This is a genomic window from Streptomyces sp. CB02058, from assembly GCF_001905505.1.
In the GTDB taxonomy this organism is placed as follows: Bacteria; Actinomycetota; Actinomycetes; order Streptomycetales; family Streptomycetaceae; genus Streptomyces.
Map to the genome: position 1 here is coordinate 497,175 of NZ_LIPG01000002.1, position 17,460 is coordinate 514,634.

Sequence of the window (17,460 nt, forward strand, 5' to 3'; positions counted from 1 at the left end):
CGCACCCCGCTCAGAGGGAACGTCCGTCCGCTATACGGTCACGAGGCTCACACAAGGTGCTCACCCGCCTACCGCGGACCGGACGCCTGCCGCTTCGTCCGTATCTCCCGCACGGCCGCCACGAGCAGCACGAGCCCCGTTGCCGCCGCCGACCAGAGCACCTGCCCACGCGCCGCGTCGTCGGTGAGCATCAGCAGCAGGACGGCCAGCAGACCGGCCAGGGTCACCCAGGTCAGATACGGGAAGCACCACATCCGCAGCGTCAGGGCGCCCGGCGCCTCCCGCTCCAGCCGGCGCCGCAGCCGCAGCTGCGAGGCGGCGATCAGGCCCCAGACGAACAGCAGGACCGCGCCGACCGAGTTGAGCATGTAGAGGAAGACGGTGTCCGGCCACTTCAGATTGAGCAGCACGGAGACGAAGCCGAACGCCACCGAGGCCAGCACCGCCCGCCTGGGCACCCCGCCGCCGCTCGCACCGCCCGACACCTTCAGCAGCCCGCGCGGCGCCTCGCCGCGCTCGGCCAGCGAGAAGACCATGCGGGACGAGCCGTACAGATTGGCGTTGAGTGCCGAGAGCAGTGCCACGAACACCACGATGTTCATGATCTGCCCGGCCGACGGCACCCCGATCGAGTCCAGGACCTTCACGTACGGGCTGAGTCCGGCCTGCTGCGCGGTCCACGGCAGCACGGTCACGACGACCAGCATCGAGCCGACGTAGAAGAAGAGGATGCGCACCACCGCGCTGCGCACCGCACGCCCCACGGCGCGCGCCGGATCGTCGGTCTCGGCCGCGGCGATCGTCACGACCTCCAGCCCGCCGAAGGCGAACACCACCGTGAGCACGCCGGAGACGACCCCGTCCCAGCCGTTGGGCAGGAAGCCGCCCTGGCCGGTCAGGTTCGTCAGCCCCACCGGGTCGGTGTCCGGGAGGACGCCGAGGACGGCCAGCAGCCCGAGTACCAGGAAGGCCACGATCGCGACGACCTTGAGCGCGGCGAACCAGAACTCGAACTCGCCGAAGTTCTTCACGGCCGTCAGATTGGCCACGGTGAACACCACCATGAACAGCAGCACCCAGAGCCACTGGTCCACCGCGGGTACCCAGCCGTGGGCGATCTGCGCGGCGGCCGTCGCCTCCACGGCGAGCACCACCACCAGCAGGAACCAGTAGAGCCAGCCCACGCTGAAGCCGGCCCAGCGGCCGAGCGCGCGCTCCGCGTGCACGGAGAAGGACCCGGACGCGGGCATCGCGGCCGACATCTCGCCGAGCATCCGCATCACCAGCATCGCGAGCGTTCCCGCGATCAGATACGAGACGACGACGGCGGGCCCGGCGACGGCGATCCCGGCACCCGAGCCGACGAAGAGACCGGCGCCGATCACCCCGCCCAGGCCGAGCATCGTCAGATGGCGCTGCTTCAGGCCGTGGGCCAGGGGCTCGGACGGTACGGGGGAGTGCGTGGGGGGCGCGTCGTGCATGAGCTGCGGATCACTCTCGGATCATTTATGGGGAACCTACAGTCTCACGGCACCGCGGCCCTTCCCCAACGGAGGTCCGGGCACACCCCCACCTCAGTGACCAGCATCACGCCGCCACGTGATTGCGCAACGCTCTTTGTCCGAACCCGACTAGACCCTCAACCGCCGCTTTGTGGGCGGCTGATGGTGATCCGGCGACAGGGTGTCGGCTAACGTCACCCCCAGTCCTGCCTGCCGACCTCACCCGCGGAGTCCCCGATGAGCACTGCTGCCGCCCCCGTCCGTTCCGGAGCGGTCCTCGCCGACCTGCTGCCCGCAGCCCGGCACCGCTACGCCGTGGACACGGCGCTGGTCGTCGGCGGCGCCGCCCTCACCGGCATCGCGGCACAGATCGCCGTGCCCGTCCCGGGCTCCCCGGTCCCCGTCACCGGCCAGACCTTCGCCGCGCTGCTCATCGGCACCGCGCTCGGAGCCCGCCGCGGCTTCCTCTCCCTCGCCCTGTACGCGCTCGTCGGCATGGCCGGCATGCCGTGGTTCTCCGAGGGCACCTCGGGCCCGGGCGGCGCGTCCTTCGGCTACGTCCTCGGCATGCTGCTCGCCGCCACGGTCGTCGGCGGCCTGGCCCGCCGGGGCGGTGACCGGTCGGTGCTGCGCACCGCGGGCACGATGGCGGTCGGCTCCCTGATCATCTACGCGGTCGGTGTGCCCTACCTGGCGCTCTCCACCGGCATGTCGATGAGCACCGCCGTCGCGGCCGGCCTGGTGCCGTTCCTGATCGGCGACGCCGTCAAGGCGGCGCTGGCCATGGGCGCGCTGCCGGCCTCCTGGAAGCTCCTCGGGCGCCGCGGCTGACAGCAGCGGTGGGCACCCCCGCTCACCGGGCGCCGTAGGCGCCACCGAAGAGGCTCGCCGGGTCGTATCGCGACACCAGACCGGCGAGCCTCTCGTGCGTCCCGGGGCCGTGGAACGTCCGCGCGCGGTCCCCTCCGCCGAAGGAGAAGTTCAGCGACCGGCCGAGGACCAGGGGCGCCGTCGCCCCGGCCACCTCCGCGTACAGCGCCCGCACCGCCGCCACGTCCGTGCCGTCCAGCGGTGACAGCAGCCGCAGCAGGAAACCGGCGTCCCGGTGGGGCACCGCGCTCCCGTGCGCGGGAGGGGCGGCCAGGGCGCCGCCCAGGTGGTTGAGCTGGACCACCGTCATCATCGGGGCCTTCGGCCTGGTCAGCTCCAGCACCCGCCCCGCGGCGTCGGCGTCCAGGTCGCGGAGCATCAGGCCCTCGCCGTAGTAGGCGTGCGGGAACGGCGGGTCGCTGTGGATGGTGTGGCTCTCGGTGTACGGCATCTCCCGCAGCGAGTCCGAGAGCGCGGGCCCGATCGCACGCAGCGGCGCCACCAGGGCCTCGCCGTCCGCGGCCCCGCCGGTGTACGCGACGCGCACCGAGACGACGTACCGGCCCCGCAGCGCCGCGGGCAGTCCCGGCATGTCCGGGTAGCGCAGGGCAGCCACGGAGGAGGTGCAGGTCTCCGGCACCGCCCGGGTCCACTCCAGATAGCGCCGCAGCACCTCCGGGGCCGTGTCCCCGTCGAAGGCCAGCGAGCCGCCGTACAGCCGCGCCACCTCCACCAGCCCGGTCTCCAGCGCCGTCACGACGCCCAGCCGGTGGCCGCCGCCCCGCAGGCCCCAGAAGAGGTCCGGCTCGGTCTCGGGGGTCACATGGCGCAGCACACCGTCGGCGGTGACCACGTCCAGCGAGCGGACGTGGTCGGCGGCGTAACCGAACTCCCGGGCCAGGATGCCCAGTCCGCCGCCCAGGGTGTACGAGACGGCGCCGACTCCCGGGGACGATCCGTTCAGCGGGGCGAGCCCGTGCGGGGCCGCCGCGGCGATCACCCCGCCCCAGGTGGCGCCCGCTCCGATCCGCGCGGTGCGGCGGAGCGGATCGATCTCCACCCGGTCCATCAGGCGGGTGGAGACCAGCACCCCGCCCTCGACCGGACCGGGCAGCCCGTGCCCGGTCGCGTGGACGCGCACCGGGAGACCACGCGCCCCGGCCTCGCGCACGGCGGCCCGGACGCCAGGGGCGTCGGAGGCCTCCACCAGGAGGCCGGGGCGGATGGCGAAGCCGGTCTGGAAGCTGTCCACTGCGGGGGTGGCGGTCATGAGGAAGGCTCTCCGTTCGCTCGCGGGATCGCGGGGCGACGGAGAGCCTTCCGGGTATACCTGACATCCGCCGTCAGGTATGTGTGACGGTCACTCGACCGGCGCCGCCGCCTTCGCCTTCCGGGCGCGGGCGTCGCGCACCAGCGAGATGCCCACGACGAGGGCCGCGACCAGCAGCGAGAGCAGCACCTGCTCGCGCCCGGCGTCGTCGGTCAGCATGTAGACGAGGACGAAGGAGATCATCGCGATCGTCGCCCAGGTCAGGTACGGGAAGAGCCACATCTTCACGATGAGCTTCTCGGGCGTCTCGCGCAGGATGATGCCGCGCATCCGGAGCTGGGTGAAGCAGATGACCAGCCAGACGAAGAGGGCGACCGCACCGGAGGAGTTCAGCAGGAACGCGAACACGGTGTCGGGCCACTGGTAGTTGAAGAACACGGCGACGAAGCCGAAGACGACGGAGGACAGGATCGCCGCCTGCGGCACGCCCCGCTTGTTGACCGTCGCGAACGCCTTGGGGGCGTCGCCGCGCTGTCCGAGCGAGAAGGCCATGCGCGAGGCCGTGTAGAGGCCGGAGTTCAGACAGGACAGCACGGCGGTCAGCACGATGACGTCCATGACCTGTCCGGCGTGCGGGATGCCGATCGCGTTCAGCGCGGCGACGTACGAACCGTCCTTGACGATCGAGGGGTCGTTCCAGGGGAGCACGGTGAGGACGACGAAGATCGAACCCAGGTAGAAGATGGCGATACGCCAGATCACGCTGTTCGTCGCCTTGGAGACGGCGCGCTGTGGGTCCTCGGACTCACCCGCCGCCAGCGTCACGATCTCGCTGCCCATGAAGGAGAAGACGACCATCAGCACACCGGTGAGGATGGCCCCCGGACCTTCGGGGAAGAACCCGCCGGTGTCCGTGAGGTGGGCGAGGCCGGACCCCGCGTTGTCCGAACCGGGCAGGATGCCGAAGACGGCCAGCAGGCCGACGACGACGAAGGCGCCGATCGCCACGACCTTGATCCCGGCGAACCAGAACTCGAACTCGCCGTACGAGCCGACGGAGACCAGGTTGGTCGCGGTCAGCACCACCATGACGATCAGGGCCCAGGCCCACTGCGGGACGCCGGGGACCCAGCTCTCCAGGATCTTGGCACCCGCCGTCGCCTCGACGGCGAGCACCACGACCCAGAAGAACCAGTACAGCCAGCCGATGGAGAAGCCGGCCCAGCGGCCGAGCGCCTGGTCGGCGTAGGAGGAGAAGGAGCCGGAGCTCGGGCGGGCCACGGCCATCTCGCCGAGCATCCGCATCACGAAGACGACCATCGCGCCGACCAGCGCGTACGACAGGAGGATGGCCGGTCCCGCGGCGGCGATGCCCGCGCCGGAGCCGACGAAGAGCCCGGCGCCGATGACACCGCCGATGGCGATCATCGAGAGATGACGGTTCTTGAGACCGGCCTGAAGCCCGTCCGGGGAATCCGGCTTACCCGGCTCGCCGGGCTGGTGGCCCGGCCCGGCCAGAGTCGTCTGCGACGTCATGGATCGAATCCTTACGTTTTCTGATCACGTGTGTCGGGTCGTGCCCGCAGCGGGGGTGGTGCGCGGGCACGGCCACGCATTCAAGCCCGAGCGATGCCGGAACCGGAACCCCCTCTTCCGTTTCCTTGACCCGATCGTTGCGCGAGTGGTGTTGCCCACAGACCGAGGTCCGCGGGTCCGGGGCCCGGCGCGGTGCTGTGCGCCCCGACCCCGCTGACGGTTACCCGGCCCCGTCCGTGTCACACTTCGCTCCATGCGCGTGTACCTCGGCTCCGACCATGCCGGCTTCGAACTGAAGAACCACCTCGTCGAGTGGCTCACGGCCAACGGCCACGAGGCCGTCGACTGCGGTCCCCACATCTATGACGCCCAGGACGACTACCCGCCGTTCTGCCTCCGCGCCGCCGAGCGGACGGCCGCGGACAAGGACAGCCTCGGCATCGTCATCGGCGGCTCGGGCAACGGCGAGCAGATCGCCGCGAACAAGGTCAAGGGCGTCCGCGCCGCGCTCGCCTGGAGCGAGCAGACCGCCGCGCTCGGCCGCGAGCACAACGACGCCAACGTCGTGGCCATCGGCGGCCGGATGCACACGGTGGAGGAGTCCACCAGGTTCGTCGAGATCTTCCTCGGCACCCCGTACTCCGGTGAGGAACGCCACACCCGCCGCATCGAGATGCTCTCGGCCTACGAGACCACCGGCGAGCTCCCCCCGATCCCGGCCCACCACCCGCAGCAGGGCTGAGAGGCCCCCATCCGCCTCCCTCGTGCCGCCGGGTCCGTACCCGGCGGCACGAGCGCGTTACCAGGAGACCTGCCGTGCCCGAGGGGCATACGATCCACCGCCTCGCGGTGGACCACCACGAGCGGTTCGCGGGCCGTCCGGTGCGCGTGAGCAGCCCGCAGGGCAAGTTCTCCGGCGGCGCGGCGCTGCTCGACGGCCGGACCTTCACCGGCGTCGACGCCCACGGCAAGCACCTCTTCCTCGGCTTCGAGGGCTCGGCCTGGGTCCACATCCACCTCGGCCTCTTCGGCAAGCTCGGCTTCGGCACGGTCCCCGCGCCGCCGCCCACCGACACGGTCCGCCTGCGGTTGCTCAACGACGCCCACCACGCGGATCTGCGCGGCCCCACCACCTGCGCCCTGATCACCGGCCCCGAGAAGCGCGCGATACACGACCGGCTCGGCCCGGACCCGCTGCGCGCCGACGAGGACGGCGAGCGCGCCTGGCGGCGGATCTCACGCAGCCGGGTCACGGTCGCCGCCCTGCTGATGGACCAGAAGGTCGTCGCGGGCGTCGGCAACGTCTACCGCGCGGAGGTCCTCTTCCGGCACGGCATCGACCCGTACCTCCCCGGCAAGGACCTCACCCGCGCCGAGTGGGACGCCGTCTGGGCCGACCTCGGCGTGCTGATGCGCGAGGGCGTACGGAACAACCGGATCGACACCGTCCGCCCCGAGCACCTGCCCGAGGCGATGGGCCGCCCCCCGCGGGTCGACGACCACGGCGGCGAGGTGTACGTCTACCGGCGGGCCCGGCAGGGCTGTCACATCTGCGGTACGGAGATCCGCACGGCGGACCTGGCGGCGCGCAACCTCTTCTGGTGCCCCGCCTGCCAGCCGTCCGCATCGGGCCGGTAGCCGCGCCCTCCCGCACCGGCCCCGGCCCGCCCCGGATCAGAAGCCGTGCGGGCACCACGGCTGGAGGCCGGAGGAGAACGCCAGGGCCGCCTCGGCCACCGCGCCCGGCCGCAGTTCCCGGACGAGTCCGGCGGCCGCGAGCGTCGTCAGCGACACCCCGCCCAAATAGGCCGCCCCCAGATCCTTCACGGAGAGCGCAAGTTCGGCCTCGTCCGCCGTCCGCCTGCAGGTGGCCACGCCCTTGGCGTCGGCGGTCAGCCGCCAACGCCCCTCGTTCCACGGGCAGAAGGCGTCCTCCACCTCCAGCACGAGGTCCAGCGGGGTTCGGTAGGTCCGTGCCTCCAGCGCCGCGTCCAGCGAGACGAGACGCACGTACAGCCCGTCCCGCTGCTTGACCTCGCAGCGCCGGACATCGGAGACCAGCCGGAGCACGGGCTCGTCGGCGGGCCGGTTGTGGCACTCGACGAACGAGGTCAGGTCGATCCCGAACAGGAAACGCCACAGCGCCGCGTACGAGGCCGGGTCCAGCCCCGCCAGGTCCCGCACCGCCACCGTGCCCTTGGGCCCGGCGGCCTCCCAGGCGGGCCTGAGGTGGTAGGTGGCGTACCCCGTGACCTCACCGTCCCGTTCGGCGAGCACGCACTGCAGCGGGGAGCCGCCCTGCCGGCCGCCCTCCGGGTCGCTCACGGGCAGCCGCTCCCAGCCCGGCTGCCGGACCGGGGTGCCCGGCCGCTCCGCCGCCAGTCGCGCGTACACCGCCTCGCAGGCGCCGAGCGCGTCCGCGGGGGACGACCGGCGCACCCGCACCTCGTCCGTGCCCGGAGGCAGCGTGAGGCCGACGCGGGAGGAGTCGATCCGCAGAGAGGTCTCGGTGGTGGCGGCGCCGTAGCCGAAGCGCCCGTAGATGCCCGGCTCCGAGGCCAGGAGCACGGAGAGCGGCTCGCCCCAGGAACGCACGTCGTCGAGCTGGCGCCGCATCATCGAGGTCAGCAGGCCCTGCCTGCGGTGGGTCGGGGCGACGGTCACCATCGTGACGCCGGCCGTCGGCACGGCGGCCCCGCCCGGGACGGTCAGCCGGAAGCGGTACGCCCCGGCCGTCCCGACGCACTCCGCGCCGTCCCAGAGCCCGACGGCCCGCTCCGGCTCGGTCAGCGCCGTGTACATCTCACGGCTCTCGGGGGAGAGGGGGACGCCCCCGAAGGCCAGCTCGACGGCGCCGAGCCAGGGTTCCCAGTCGGAGTGCGACAGCACCCGTATTTCAGTGGTCATGAGCCCTGCTTACCAGCGCTAAGCCATCCGGGCGACCCGGTTTCGAACACATTGTCTCCGGGTCCCCCTGCACCGGAGGCCGTCGGGTGGATAAGGTCCCGACAATGGCACGTCGCGGAGGACCAGAGACCTACACCGCCCGGTGGCGCAGATCGATGCACCGGGCGCGCATCGCGCTGCGCCGGTCCGGGGTCGACTACTTCCGCGGCGACGGCTCCGACTGGATAGCCCTGGCCGGCCTCCTGGTCGTCGTTCCGGTGATCACCTGCGCCACTCTGCTGAACCCGGTCTGGTGCTCACCGACCGCCCTGGCACTGCCGATCGTGGCGGGCGGCCTGCTGCTCCGGCCGGCCAGTCTCCTCGGCCTCTACGCCACCGCGGCCACCGCCCTGATCGTGGAGTCCATCGCCCTGGGGCCGTACTCGGACGGGCCCGCCAGGGTCACCCCCGGCACCGTCCTGGTCGTCGCGGCCTGCGGCTTCTTCGGGCTGGTCCTCGCCCAGTTCCGGGCCAGGGTCGGGGTCCCGTGGCGACGCGGCGGCACCATGCTCTTCGACCTGCGCGAGCGGATCAGGGTGCAGAGCGCCCTGCCGAGACTGCCCGAGGGCTGGCACCGGGAGATGGCGCTCCGCCCGGCCGGCGGCCAGTCCTTCTCCGGGGACTTCGTCGTCGCCGCCCGTACCAACGGCGGGCGCACCCTGGAGGTCGTGCTCACCGACGTCTCGGGCAAGGGCATGGACGCGGGCTCCCGGGCCCTGCTGCTCTCCGGAGCCTTCGGCGGCCTGCTGGGCTCCCTGCCGCCGCACGGCTTCCTGCCCGCGGCCAACGGCTATCTGCTGCGCCAGGACTGGGACGAGGGATTCGCCACCTCCATCCATCTCGTGCTGGACCTGGAGTCCGGCGACTACGAGCTCCTCTCGGCCGGCCACCCTCCCGCGCTCCAGCTGCACTCCGGCAGCGGCCGGTGGGAGGAGATGGCCGCGGAGGGGCCGCTCCTGGGGGTGTACGACGGCGCGCAGTTCGACGCCGTGAAGGGTTCGCTGGCGCCCGGCGACGTCCTCATGCTCTTCACCGACGGGCTGGTGGAGGCGTCCGACCGGGACATGTCCGACGGCATCGACCGGCTGACCGGTGAGGCCGACCGCTATGTCGCGACCGGCTTCGAGGGCGCGGCCTGGCATCTGATCGAGGCCTGCGCGAAGGACGTCAACGACGACCGCGCGCTGCTTCTGCTCTCCCGTCGCGGCTGAACCGTACGGAAGCGGCGTAAACCGTACAGGCGTCAATGGAGGGCCCGTTCGTCACCCGTTCGTGAGGTCGCTCCGCGCTGTCCCGGGTGCGCCGGCCCACGTCCTGCTCCCGCGCACCCGGGTCCTGCCGGCGCCCCTCAGACCGGCACCGCTTCCTTCTCGGGCTCCTGGTCCCGCGCGCGCCCACCGGGCAGGATGCGGGCCAGCCACTGCGAGCGGCCGGCCGCCAGCGGCGAGAGCACCGCGAGCACCAGCACGTATCCCGCGATGAACGGGGAGAGCCGCTCGTCGAGCCCCGCCGCCGCCGCCATCGTGGCGAGGATCAGCGCGAACTCACCGCGCGCCAGCAGTGTGGTGGAGATGTTCGCCGTGGCCTTCGGGCCGAAGGTGTAGATCTTCGCGGTGGCCAGCCCGGCGAAGACGTTCATCGCCATGGTCACCGCGACGGCGGCCAGCACCGGCCACACGACGCTCGGAAGGTCGCCCGGGTTGATGGACAGCCCGAACGCGAAGAAGAAGATCGCGCCGAACGCGTCCCGCAGCGGGTGCACCAGCTTCAGGATGCGGGCACCCGACGTGGTGCTGCCCAGCATCAGGCCGACCATGAACGCGCCGATCGCGTCGGCGACCCCGAACCACTCCGAGACCCCGGCCATGAAGACGGCGGCGCCCAGGAAGGAGATGACGAGCAGCTCGTCGTCCTTGGTGTGGATCAGCTTGCCTATGAGCTTCGTGCCGAAGCGTGCCGCCAGCGCGAGCAGCAGCAGGAAGCCGAAGGCCTTGCCGCCGTCGATCACCGCGGCCCCGAGGCTGTCCGCGCCGGACAGGATCGGTTGCAGGGCGGCCAGGTAGAGGGCTAGGAAGACGTCCTCGACGACGATGATGCCGAGGATCGGCCGGGTCTCCGGATTGCCGATCCGGCCGAGGTCGACCAGGACCTTCGTGACGATGGCCGACGACGAGATGCCGAGCACACCGGCCAGCACCAGCGCTTCCGACGTGCCCCAGCCCAGTGCGAAGCCGAAGCCGAGACCCGCGCCGACGTTCAGCGCGAGATAGGTGCCGCCGGCGAGCGCCATCTTGCGCCCGCCCGTCTTGAGGTCGTCCAGATGGAATTCGAGACCGAGGTAGAAGAGCAGCAGCACCAGGCCGAGCGCCGAGAGCATCTCCAGGTCGTGGGGATCGTCGAGGAGGACGACCCCGGGGGTGTGCGGGCCGAGCAGGATCCCGGCGAGGATGAACAGCGGGATGGTCGGCAGTCCGATGCGGCCGCCGACGCGGGCGAGAACGGCAGCGGCGAGGAACGCGCCTCCCATGGCGATGAGCGTGTCTGCGTGTCCGATGAGCCTGTCTCCTTCGTTCGGTCAAGAGGGCGTCAAGAAATCGTCAGTAATTAGTTTACCGAACGATTACCCGTGCCCTCGCGACCCTTCGGAGAACGGGCCCGTCCCCGTACAGTCGGGGCCATGGCGAACCCGTATCTGACCCTGGCCGAGGTGGAGGCGATCGCCCGCGAGGCCCACAGCGCGCAGACCGACAAGGCGGGGCGGCCGTACGCGGGACATCTCGCCGCGGTCGCCGAGGGGGTACGGGTCCGGGGCGGCGCCGAGGAGCAGATCGCGGCGGCCTGGCTGCACGACGCGATCGAGGACGGCGCGCTCTCTCGCCGGTGGCTGGACGAGGCGCCGCTGTCCGCGTGGACAAAGGAAATGGTCCTCGCCGTCACCAAGCGGGACGGCGAGGACCTCTTCGCGTACACCGGGCGGATTCTCGCCACGCCCGGAGCGCTGCTGATCAAGGAGTCGGACCTGGCGCACAACGCGGACCCGGACCGGCTCGCTGTGCTGGAGCCCGCGACCCGTACCCGGCTGACCGAGAAGTATGCGCTGGTACGGGGGCTGTTGGGGCTCGACGGGGGTCAACGGCCCGCCGAGGGGCGGGATCAGGCCAACCCCGCCGGAGCGTGACCCCCGGACGGCGCCGTCCCCGGCGGGACGGGGCCGATCCGGACAGGGTCAGCGCTTGGCGGGAGTCCGGCGGAACGCCCACTTCATGTCCGGCTCGGTGGCGAAGCGCAGGACCCGCCTGACCGGCGGCGTGCACAGCAGGGTCACGGCGACGGCCGCGACGAGGGAGACGACGACCAGCCCCAGAGGGCCCGTGAGCCACTCGTAGCGGTCGAACAGGCCGTAGTAGCCCGCGCCCTTCACCAGGAAGCCGTGCAGCAGGTAGCCGCAGATCGTCCCGGCGCCCAGCACGGTGAACCACATGTGGCGGCGCGGCACCCAGGCGAGGAAGGCGACCGTGAGGGCCAGCGCGCAGCCGAACATCGCCAGGGTCATGACGGGGCCCGCCCACCACTGGAAGTCCATCTCCTGGGCGCTGTTGCTGCGGTAGAACCAGCCGAGCCCCATGCGGGGAGAGGCCCAGTAGGCGAAGAGCAGGGCGCCGACGACCAGCGGGACGGACAGCATCCGTACCTCGCGCCGGCGGATCAGCTGGAAGTGCTCCGGCTTCATGAGCAGGCCGAGCACGAAGAACGGCAGCAGCTGGCAGACGCGTTGCAGGTCCAGGTCGTCCGTGATGCCGGGCGTGACCGAGGCGAGCGCGGCGATCACGAGGGCGACCGGCAGCGGGTGGCGCAGCGACTGCCAGATCGGCGTGGTGACCCGCCAGATGAACAGCGCGATCAGGAACCACGTGAGGAACAGCGGGTCGAGCAGGGTGATGGGTGTGTCCTCGACCCCGCCGGCGTAGCGCTTGAAGAGCGAGTACGCGGTCTCGAAGAGCACATAGGGCACGACGACCCCGGTGACCAGGCGCTTCACCTTGGGCGCGCTCATGTCGAAGGACCGCGAGAAGTAGCCGGAGACCAGGATGAAGGCCGGCATGTGGAACGTGTAGACGACCATGTACAGCGCACGGGTCGTGCGGCTGCCGTCCATCACCGGCTCCCAGGCGTGGGCCACGGCGACGAGCACGATCGCGAGGTACTTCACATTGTCGAAGTACGCGTCCCGGCGCTTGGCCGGAGCCGGTGCCCCGGTGCGGGCCGGAGTGGCCTTCGTGGCCCTGTTCGCAGCGGTGGCGGTGGCCCCGGCGGCCGTCGGGGTCTGCTCGTGTCTGGGCTCCGACTCCCGGCTCTCCGGGGTGATCGGGGCCCTCTGAATTTCGCTCGGAGCTTTGGACATCTCATGCACCTTAGACCCGTTGATCGGTATGCGTAAATCTCGCAAGAGATATCGCGTGTTCCCGCCCATTCGGAAATGAAACTACCGGCAACTGCCCGTTACGTAGTGATTCATCCCTCTTAAATGGGGCATATCGGCGGGTGGTTGGTGAGAGTGAATTTCGTCGCACGAACCGCCGGTATATCGCTGTGAATGAAGTGTGGGGATATGGAAACGGTCACACCTTCCGTTATTCGAACTCCCGGCCGCACAGCGGGCGCACAGGTTTCGCGTGCGCCCCTCCGTGCCCCCGTGTGCGGCGCTCGCGCAGCGCGGAAGCCGGGTGTGCGCGGGCGCGAGGATTGGCGCGATCTGGCCATCTCTCTCCGCCACCCGGCAGCACCCACAGGGGAGTTGGTGGCACGATGGACGCGACGGAGGTGTGCCGGGCCGCACGCCACCGGGCCGGCAAGGCGGACCGACCAAGGGTGTGATCAGTCGTGGCCATTTCACTGTCTGTGGTGCTTCTGCTGGGGATCGTCCTGGTGGTGCTGATCCGCGGCGGGTCCATCAAGGGCGGGCCGGCGGTCGTCGCCGTGCTCTTCGGCTTCTTCCTCGCCTCGACGGGCATGGCGCCGTCGATCAACAGATTCATGAACTCGATAGCCGACACGATCAACCAGATCAGCTTCTGAGGTCACGCGGAGGCGACCGGCCCCGGCAGGCGACCGCCCGCCGGGTCGCAGGCGTGCGCGGGCCGGGTCGCGGATGTGCGGCCAGGGGCCGGATCCGACCGGAAGGACATCATGCCCGCTTATGCCATAGCCCGTCTTCAGGAGGCCGCACCCCACCCGGACATCGCCGAGTACATCGAGCGGCTCCCGGGCACCTTCGAGGCCCACGGCGGGCGCTACCTCGTGCACATGACGCCGCACGAGGTCAGGGAGGGCAGCTGGCCCGGGCACGTCGTGATGATCGGCTTCCCCGGTATCGAGGAGGCGCGGGCCTGGTGGGACTCGCCCGCGTACCGGGAGATCGCGCCGTTGCGCTCGCGGCACATCGAGGGCGACATCATCCTCGTCGAGGGCGTCCCCGAGGGCTACGACCCGGGAGCGGCCGTGAAGGCGATGCGGGAGGCCCTGCCTCCCGCGTGACGCCGGGAACGCGTCAGGGTCGGCCGGAGGGAGAACCCTCCGGCCGACCCTGAGCCGTGGAGCGGGCGACGGGAATCGAACCCGCGTAGCTAGTTTGGAAGACTAGGGCTCTACCATTGAGCTACGCCCGCATGCCGCACCGCAGGTCCGCGGACCTCGGTACGGACAGCATCGTAGCGGCTCCGGGTCGGTGCGCGCACACCCGTATCGGTGTGCCCCCGGCGACCGACTCCGGCCGGGCCCTCTTGACCACCCTCGCGACCGCCTCGCGCGCGGCCTCCTCGGCCGGCCCGGCGACGGCCCCGGCGACGCCTTCGGTCAAGCGGCCGACGCACTGCTCGTCGGCATGTACCCTACGTGTCGCACCGACGGGGTGTGGCGCAGCTTGGTAGCGCGTCCGCTTTGGGAGCGGAAGGTCGTCGGTTCGAATCCGGCCACCCCGACCACCAGCAGGATCCCGGCAAGATCGCATTGTGGGAGTCATCCTCCTTGCCGTTACTATGCAAATTGCGTGCCCGTGTGTCTGATGTACCGGGCTCGATCCGCGAAGCCGCCTCTCGGCGGCCCAGCAGAACCCCAAGAAGTCAGCCACCAAGGAGACCGAACCGTGAAGAGCGCCGTGGAGACCCTGAACCCGACTCGGGTTCGGCTCAGCATCGAGGTGCCCTTCGAGGAGCTCAAGGACAGCCTCGACGCGGCGTACAAGAAGATCAACCAGCAGGTCACGGTGAAGGGCTTCCGTAAGGGCAAGATCCCCAACCGCGTCATCGACCAGCGGTTCGGCCGTGGTGCTGTGCTGGAGGAGGCCGTCAACGACGCCCTCCCGAAGTTCTACACCGAGGCTGTCAACGAGGGCGAGCTCAATGTTCTGGGCCAGCCCGAGGTTGACATCACCGAACTCAAGGACGGCGAGCTGCTGGCCTTCACCGCCGAGGTGGATGTCCGTCCCGAGATCGAGATCCCGGACTACTCCGGCATCGAGGTCACCGTGGACGCACTCGAAGTGACCGACGAGGACGTCGAGAAGGCCGTGGAGCAGCTCCGGGAGCGCTTCGCCTCGACCAACCCGGTCGAGCGCGCCGCCGCCGAGGGCGACGTCGTGACGATCGACCTCGAGGCCAAGGTCGACGGCGAGGTCCTCGAGGACGGCGTGGCCGCCGGTGTCTCGTACACCATCGGTTCCGGCGAGCTCCTCGACGGCATCGACGAGGCCGTGACCGGCCTGGAGGCCGGTGGCGAGGCCACCTTCACCTCCGAGCTGAAGGGCGGCTCCGCCGAGGGCAAGGAAGCGGAGGTCACCGTCAAGGTCACCGCCGTCGCCGCCCGCGAACTGCCCGAGCTGGACGACGACTTCGCGCAGATGGCGAGCGAGTTCGACACGCTCGCAGAGCTGCGCGAGGACAGCCGCAAGCGCCTCGAGAACACCAAGCAGTACGACCAGGCCACCCAGGCCCAGGAGCGCGTCCTCGACGAGCTGCTGAAGCTGGCCGAGGTCCCGATCCCCGAGAAGCTCCTCGCGGACGAGGTCCAGACCCGCAAGCACAACCTGGAGCACCACCAGCTCGGCCAGATGGGCCTCGACCTCGAGAAGTACCTCGAGATCCAGGGCAAGACGCTGGAGGAGTTCGAGAACGAGACCTCCGAGCAGGCCATCAAGGGCATCAAGACCCAGTTCATCCTCGACGAGCTCGTCAACAAGGAGAAGCTGAACGTCAACCAGGAGGAGCTCACCGAGCACCTCATGCGGCGTGCGGCCTCCTCCGGCATGAGCCCGGACCAGTTCGCCCAGGCCGTCGTCGAGGGTGGCCAGGTTCCGATGCTCGTCGGCGAGGTCGCCCGCGGCAAGGCGCTGGCCGTGGTCGTCGAGGCCGCCAAGGTCGTCGACACCAACGGTGAGATCGTCGAGCTCGAGGACGACGAGGAGACGGCCGAGGAGGGCACCGAGACGGCCGAGGCCGCCGAGGGCACCGAGAAGGCCGAGGAGAAGGACGAGAAGAACGAGGCCTGAGCCCGTTCCGCTCGCTGATCCGATCCACGCGGCGGGCCCCGGACGTACCACGTCCGGGGCCCGCCGTCGTATCGGCCCGGGCCCGGGTGCGAGGCCGGTGACGCACCCGGGAACCCTTGTGCCCACTGGCTTACCTTGCGCTCCCAGCGAACAGTTGGGGAAGCGGGATGGCGTTGTCCCACCTGCGCGTTAGGGTCCATGAAGAGGAAGGGTCGGGTAGTCCCGGCCCACCCGGTACGAAGACGCTGAGACGGCCGGAGCCGTCAGAGACGAGCAGGTGGATACGTGACGAATCTGATGCCCTACGCCGCCGGAGAGCCGTCCCTCGGTGGAGGCCTCGGTGACCAGGTCTACAGCCGACTGCTCGGCGAGCGCATCATCTTCCTCGGTCAGCAGGTCGACGATGACATCGCCAACAAGATCACCGCACAGCTTCTGCTCCTTGCCGCCGAACCGGACAAGGACATCTACCTCTACATCAACAGCCCCGGCGGCTCGGTGACGGCCGGCATGGCGGTCTACGACACCATGCAGTACATCCCGAACGACGTGGTCACCATCGGTATGGGCATGGCCGCCTCGATGGGCCAGTTCCTGCTCACCGGCGGCACGGCGGGCAAGCGCTTCGCGCTCCCGAACACCGACATCCTCATGCACCAGGGTTCGGCCGGTATCGGCGGTACCGCCTCGGACATCAAGATCCAGGCGCAGTACCTCCTCCGTACGAAGACGCGGATGGCCGAGATCACCGCCCACCACTCCGGCCAGACCGTGGAAACGATCATCCGCGACGGCGACCGCGACCGCTGGTACACCGCCGAGGAGGCCAAGGAGTACGGCCTCATCGACGAGATCATCTCGGTCGCGTCGGGCATCCCGGGCGGCGGCGGCACCGGCGCCTGATCCGGGCGTGCGCCACCCCGCTCCCTCTCGTACGCCGAGACCCCCAGCCCACAGATACGCCACCAGGATGGTGAAGACCCACATGAACAACTTCTCCGGCGCCTCCGCGAGCGGCCTCTACACCGGCCCGCAGGTGGACAACCGCTACGTCGTCCCGCGCTTCGTGGAGCGCACCTCGCAGGGTGTGCGCGAGTACGACCCGTACGCGAAGCTCTTCGAGGAGCGCGTGATCTTCCTGGGCGTCCAGATCGACGACGCCTCGGCCAACGACGTCATGGCGCAGCTGCTGTGCCTGGAGTCGATGGACCCGGACCGCGACATCTCGATCTACATCAACAGCCCCGGCGGCTCGTTCACCGCGCTCACCGCGATCTACGACACGATGCAGTTCGTGAAGCCGGACATCCAGACGGTCTGCATGGGCCAGGCGGCCTCCGCCGCCGCCGTCCTGCTGGCCGCGGGCACCCCGGGCAAGCGCATGGCGCTCCCGCACGCCCGTGTGCTGATCCACCAGCCGTCCTCGCAGACCGGCCGTGAGCAGCTCTCCGACCTGGAGATCGCGGCCAACGAGATCCTGCGCATGCGGACCCAGCTGGAGGAGATGCTGGCCAAGCACTCCACCACCCCGCTGGAGAAGATCAGCGAGGACATCGAGCGCGACAAGATCCTTACCGCGGACGACGCACTCGCGTACGGTCTGGTGGACCAGATTGTCTCCACCCGTAAGACCACAGCCGGCGCGTCCGTCTGACGTCGGTCTTTCCCCTTGGCACGTTCCGCTCGCACAGCCCCGGCCGTGTGAACCGTGCCAAGGGGGGCCCGAACGGGGGGCCAGGCAAGGTACCGTCGGATAGAGGCACCAGGAGCCGCTGAACCAGGCTGCTCCCAGG

The 17,460-nt window shown here is 70.4% G+C and carries 16 protein-coding genes and 2 tRNA genes; 11 read left to right on the top strand and 7 right to left on the bottom strand.

The features are described 5' to 3' along the window. Positions 1–68: 68 nt before the first annotated feature. On the bottom strand, positions 69–1,481 hold the full coding sequence (locus tag AMK10_RS09385) for an amino acid permease (RefSeq protein ID WP_073746879.1): 1,413 nt from the start codon (positions 1,479–1,481) through the stop codon (positions 69–71). 258 nt (positions 1,482–1,739) lie between these two features. Between AMK10_RS09385 and AMK10_RS09390 the strand changes: the two genes are divergently transcribed. After that, on the top strand, positions 1,740–2,333 hold the full coding sequence (locus AMK10_RS09390; RefSeq protein WP_073746881.1) for a biotin transporter BioY: 594 nt from the start codon (positions 1,740–1,742) through the stop codon (positions 2,331–2,333). A 22-nt stretch (positions 2,334–2,355) separates the two neighbouring features. Here AMK10_RS09390 and AMK10_RS09395 read toward each other — a convergent pair whose 3' ends face one another. Next, entirely contained in the window at positions 2,356–3,642 is a 1,287-nt protein-coding gene (locus tag AMK10_RS09395; RefSeq protein ID WP_073746883.1) for an FAD-binding oxidoreductase, read from the bottom strand. 90 nt (positions 3,643–3,732) lie between these two features. After that, positions 3,733–5,178 (bottom strand): amino acid permease, encoded by a 1,446-nt coding sequence (locus AMK10_RS09400; protein WP_073746885.1) that lies wholly within the window; start codon positions 5,176–5,178, stop codon positions 3,733–3,735. A gap of 253 nt (positions 5,179–5,431) precedes the next feature. Between AMK10_RS09400 and AMK10_RS09405 the strand changes: the two genes are divergently transcribed. Both AMK10_RS09405 and AMK10_RS09410 read left to right on the top strand, forming a co-directional pair. Next, the gene (locus AMK10_RS09405; protein WP_073746887.1) at positions 5,432–5,920 is read left to right on the top strand and encodes a ribose-5-phosphate isomerase; all 489 of its coding nucleotides are present in this window, start codon (positions 5,432–5,434) and stop codon (positions 5,918–5,920) included. A 74-nt stretch (positions 5,921–5,994) separates the two neighbouring features. After that, positions 5,995–6,816: an Fpg/Nei family DNA glycosylase gene (locus tag AMK10_RS09410; protein ID WP_073746889.1), complete on the top strand. Its 822-nt coding sequence runs from the start codon at positions 5,995–5,997 to the stop codon at positions 6,814–6,816. Between the two features lie 36 nt (positions 6,817–6,852). Here AMK10_RS09410 and AMK10_RS09415 read toward each other — a convergent pair whose 3' ends face one another. Continuing rightward, on the bottom strand, positions 6,853–8,085 hold the full coding sequence (locus AMK10_RS09415) for a GNAT family N-acetyltransferase (protein WP_073746891.1): 1,233 nt from the start codon (positions 8,083–8,085) through the stop codon (positions 6,853–6,855). Between the two features lie 104 nt (positions 8,086–8,189). Between AMK10_RS09415 and AMK10_RS09420 the strand changes: the two genes are divergently transcribed. Next, positions 8,190–9,335, top strand: a complete 1,146-nt coding sequence (locus AMK10_RS09420) for a PP2C family protein-serine/threonine phosphatase (RefSeq protein ID WP_073746893.1) — start codon at positions 8,190–8,192, stop codon at positions 9,333–9,335. Positions 9,336–9,472: 137 nt separating this feature from the next. Here AMK10_RS09420 and AMK10_RS09425 read toward each other — a convergent pair whose 3' ends face one another. Next, positions 9,473–10,651 (bottom strand): cation:proton antiporter, encoded by a 1,179-nt coding sequence (locus AMK10_RS09425; RefSeq protein WP_073746895.1) that lies wholly within the window; start codon positions 10,649–10,651, stop codon positions 9,473–9,475. Positions 10,652–10,801: 150 nt separating this feature from the next. Here AMK10_RS09425 and AMK10_RS09430 point away from each other — a divergent pair, with 150 nt between their 5' ends. Continuing rightward, a complete protein-coding gene (locus AMK10_RS09430) occupies positions 10,802–11,302 on the top strand; it encodes an HD domain-containing protein (RefSeq protein ID WP_073746897.1) in 501 nt (166 codons plus the stop codon). A gap of 48 nt (positions 11,303–11,350) precedes the next feature. Here the strand turns inward: AMK10_RS09430 and AMK10_RS09435 are convergent, their stop codons facing one another. Beyond that, positions 11,351–12,526: an acyltransferase family protein gene (locus AMK10_RS09435; RefSeq protein ID WP_073746899.1), complete on the bottom strand. Its 1,176-nt coding sequence runs from the start codon at positions 12,524–12,526 to the stop codon at positions 11,351–11,353. 479 nt (positions 12,527–13,005) lie between these two features. Here AMK10_RS09435 and AMK10_RS09440 point away from each other — a divergent pair, with 479 nt between their 5' ends. After that, on the top strand, positions 13,006–13,200 hold the full coding sequence (locus AMK10_RS09440; protein WP_073746901.1) for a hypothetical protein: 195 nt from the start codon (positions 13,006–13,008) through the stop codon (positions 13,198–13,200). Between the two features lie 111 nt (positions 13,201–13,311). Then, entirely contained in the window at positions 13,312–13,659 is a 348-nt protein-coding gene (locus AMK10_RS09445) for a DUF1330 domain-containing protein (RefSeq protein WP_073746903.1), read from the top strand. Positions 13,660–13,716: 57 nt separating this feature from the next. On the opposite strand, the gene AMK10_RS09450 is transcribed toward AMK10_RS09445, so the two are convergent. Further along, a tRNA-Gly gene (locus AMK10_RS09450) sits at positions 13,717–13,790 on the bottom strand. Between the two features lie 238 nt (positions 13,791–14,028). Between AMK10_RS09450 and AMK10_RS09460 the strand changes: the two genes are divergently transcribed. The 4 genes from AMK10_RS09460 (at position 14,029) to AMK10_RS09475 (ending at position 17,321) form a co-directional block, all read left to right on the top strand. After that, a tRNA-Pro gene (locus AMK10_RS09460) sits at positions 14,029–14,105 on the top strand. Between the two features lie 161 nt (positions 14,106–14,266). Beyond that, positions 14,267–15,667, top strand: coding sequence for a trigger factor (tig, locus tag AMK10_RS09465; protein ID WP_073746908.1), 1,401 nt, complete (start codon positions 14,267–14,269; stop codon positions 15,665–15,667). 297 nt (positions 15,668–15,964) lie between these two features. Then, complete coding sequence (locus AMK10_RS09470) at positions 15,965–16,570, top strand: ATP-dependent Clp protease proteolytic subunit (protein ID WP_198959691.1); 606 nt, start codon at positions 15,965–15,967, stop codon at positions 16,568–16,570. A gap of 67 nt (positions 16,571–16,637) precedes the next feature. After that, a complete protein-coding gene (locus AMK10_RS09475) occupies positions 16,638–17,321 on the top strand; it encodes an ATP-dependent Clp protease proteolytic subunit (RefSeq protein WP_030122564.1) in 684 nt (227 codons plus the stop codon). The last annotated feature ends 139 nt before the right edge of the window (positions 17,322–17,460 follow it).

Excerpts from the sequence above, each read along its gene's own strand:
- AMK10_RS09385 (WP_073746879.1), bottom strand. The coding sequence starts at position 1,481 with ATGCACGACGCGCCCCCCACGCACTCCCCCGTACCGTCCGAGCCCCTG.
- AMK10_RS09390 (WP_073746881.1), top strand. The coding sequence starts at position 1,740 with ATGAGCACTGCTGCCGCCCCCGTCCGTTCCGGAGCGGTCCTCGCCGAC.
- AMK10_RS09395 (WP_073746883.1), bottom strand. The coding sequence starts at position 3,642 with ATGACCGCCACCCCCGCAGTGGACAGCTTCCAGACCGGCTTCGCCATC.
- AMK10_RS09400 (WP_073746885.1), bottom strand. The coding sequence starts at position 5,178 with ATGACGTCGCAGACGACTCTGGCCGGGCCGGGCCACCAGCCCGGCGAG.
- AMK10_RS09405 (WP_073746887.1), top strand. The coding sequence starts at position 5,432 with ATGCGCGTGTACCTCGGCTCCGACCATGCCGGCTTCGAACTGAAGAAC.
- AMK10_RS09415 (WP_073746891.1), bottom strand. The coding sequence starts at position 8,085 with ATGACCACTGAAATACGGGTGCTGTCGCACTCCGACTGGGAACCCTGG.
- AMK10_RS09420 (WP_073746893.1), top strand. The coding sequence starts at position 8,190 with ATGGCACGTCGCGGAGGACCAGAGACCTACACCGCCCGGTGGCGCAGA.
- AMK10_RS09425 (WP_073746895.1), bottom strand. The coding sequence starts at position 10,651 with ATGGGAGGCGCGTTCCTCGCCGCTGCCGTTCTCGCCCGCGTCGGCGGC.
- AMK10_RS09430 (WP_073746897.1), top strand. The coding sequence starts at position 10,802 with ATGGCGAACCCGTATCTGACCCTGGCCGAGGTGGAGGCGATCGCCCGC.
- AMK10_RS09435 (WP_073746899.1), bottom strand. The coding sequence starts at position 12,526 with ATGTCCAAAGCTCCGAGCGAAATTCAGAGGGCCCCGATCACCCCGGAG.
- AMK10_RS09445 (WP_073746903.1), top strand. The coding sequence starts at position 13,312 with ATGCCCGCTTATGCCATAGCCCGTCTTCAGGAGGCCGCACCCCACCCG.
- AMK10_RS09470 (WP_198959691.1), top strand. The coding sequence starts at position 15,965 with ATGCCCTACGCCGCCGGAGAGCCGTCCCTCGGTGGAGGCCTCGGTGAC.
- AMK10_RS09475 (WP_030122564.1), top strand. The coding sequence starts at position 16,638 with ATGGTGAAGACCCACATGAACAACTTCTCCGGCGCCTCCGCGAGCGGC.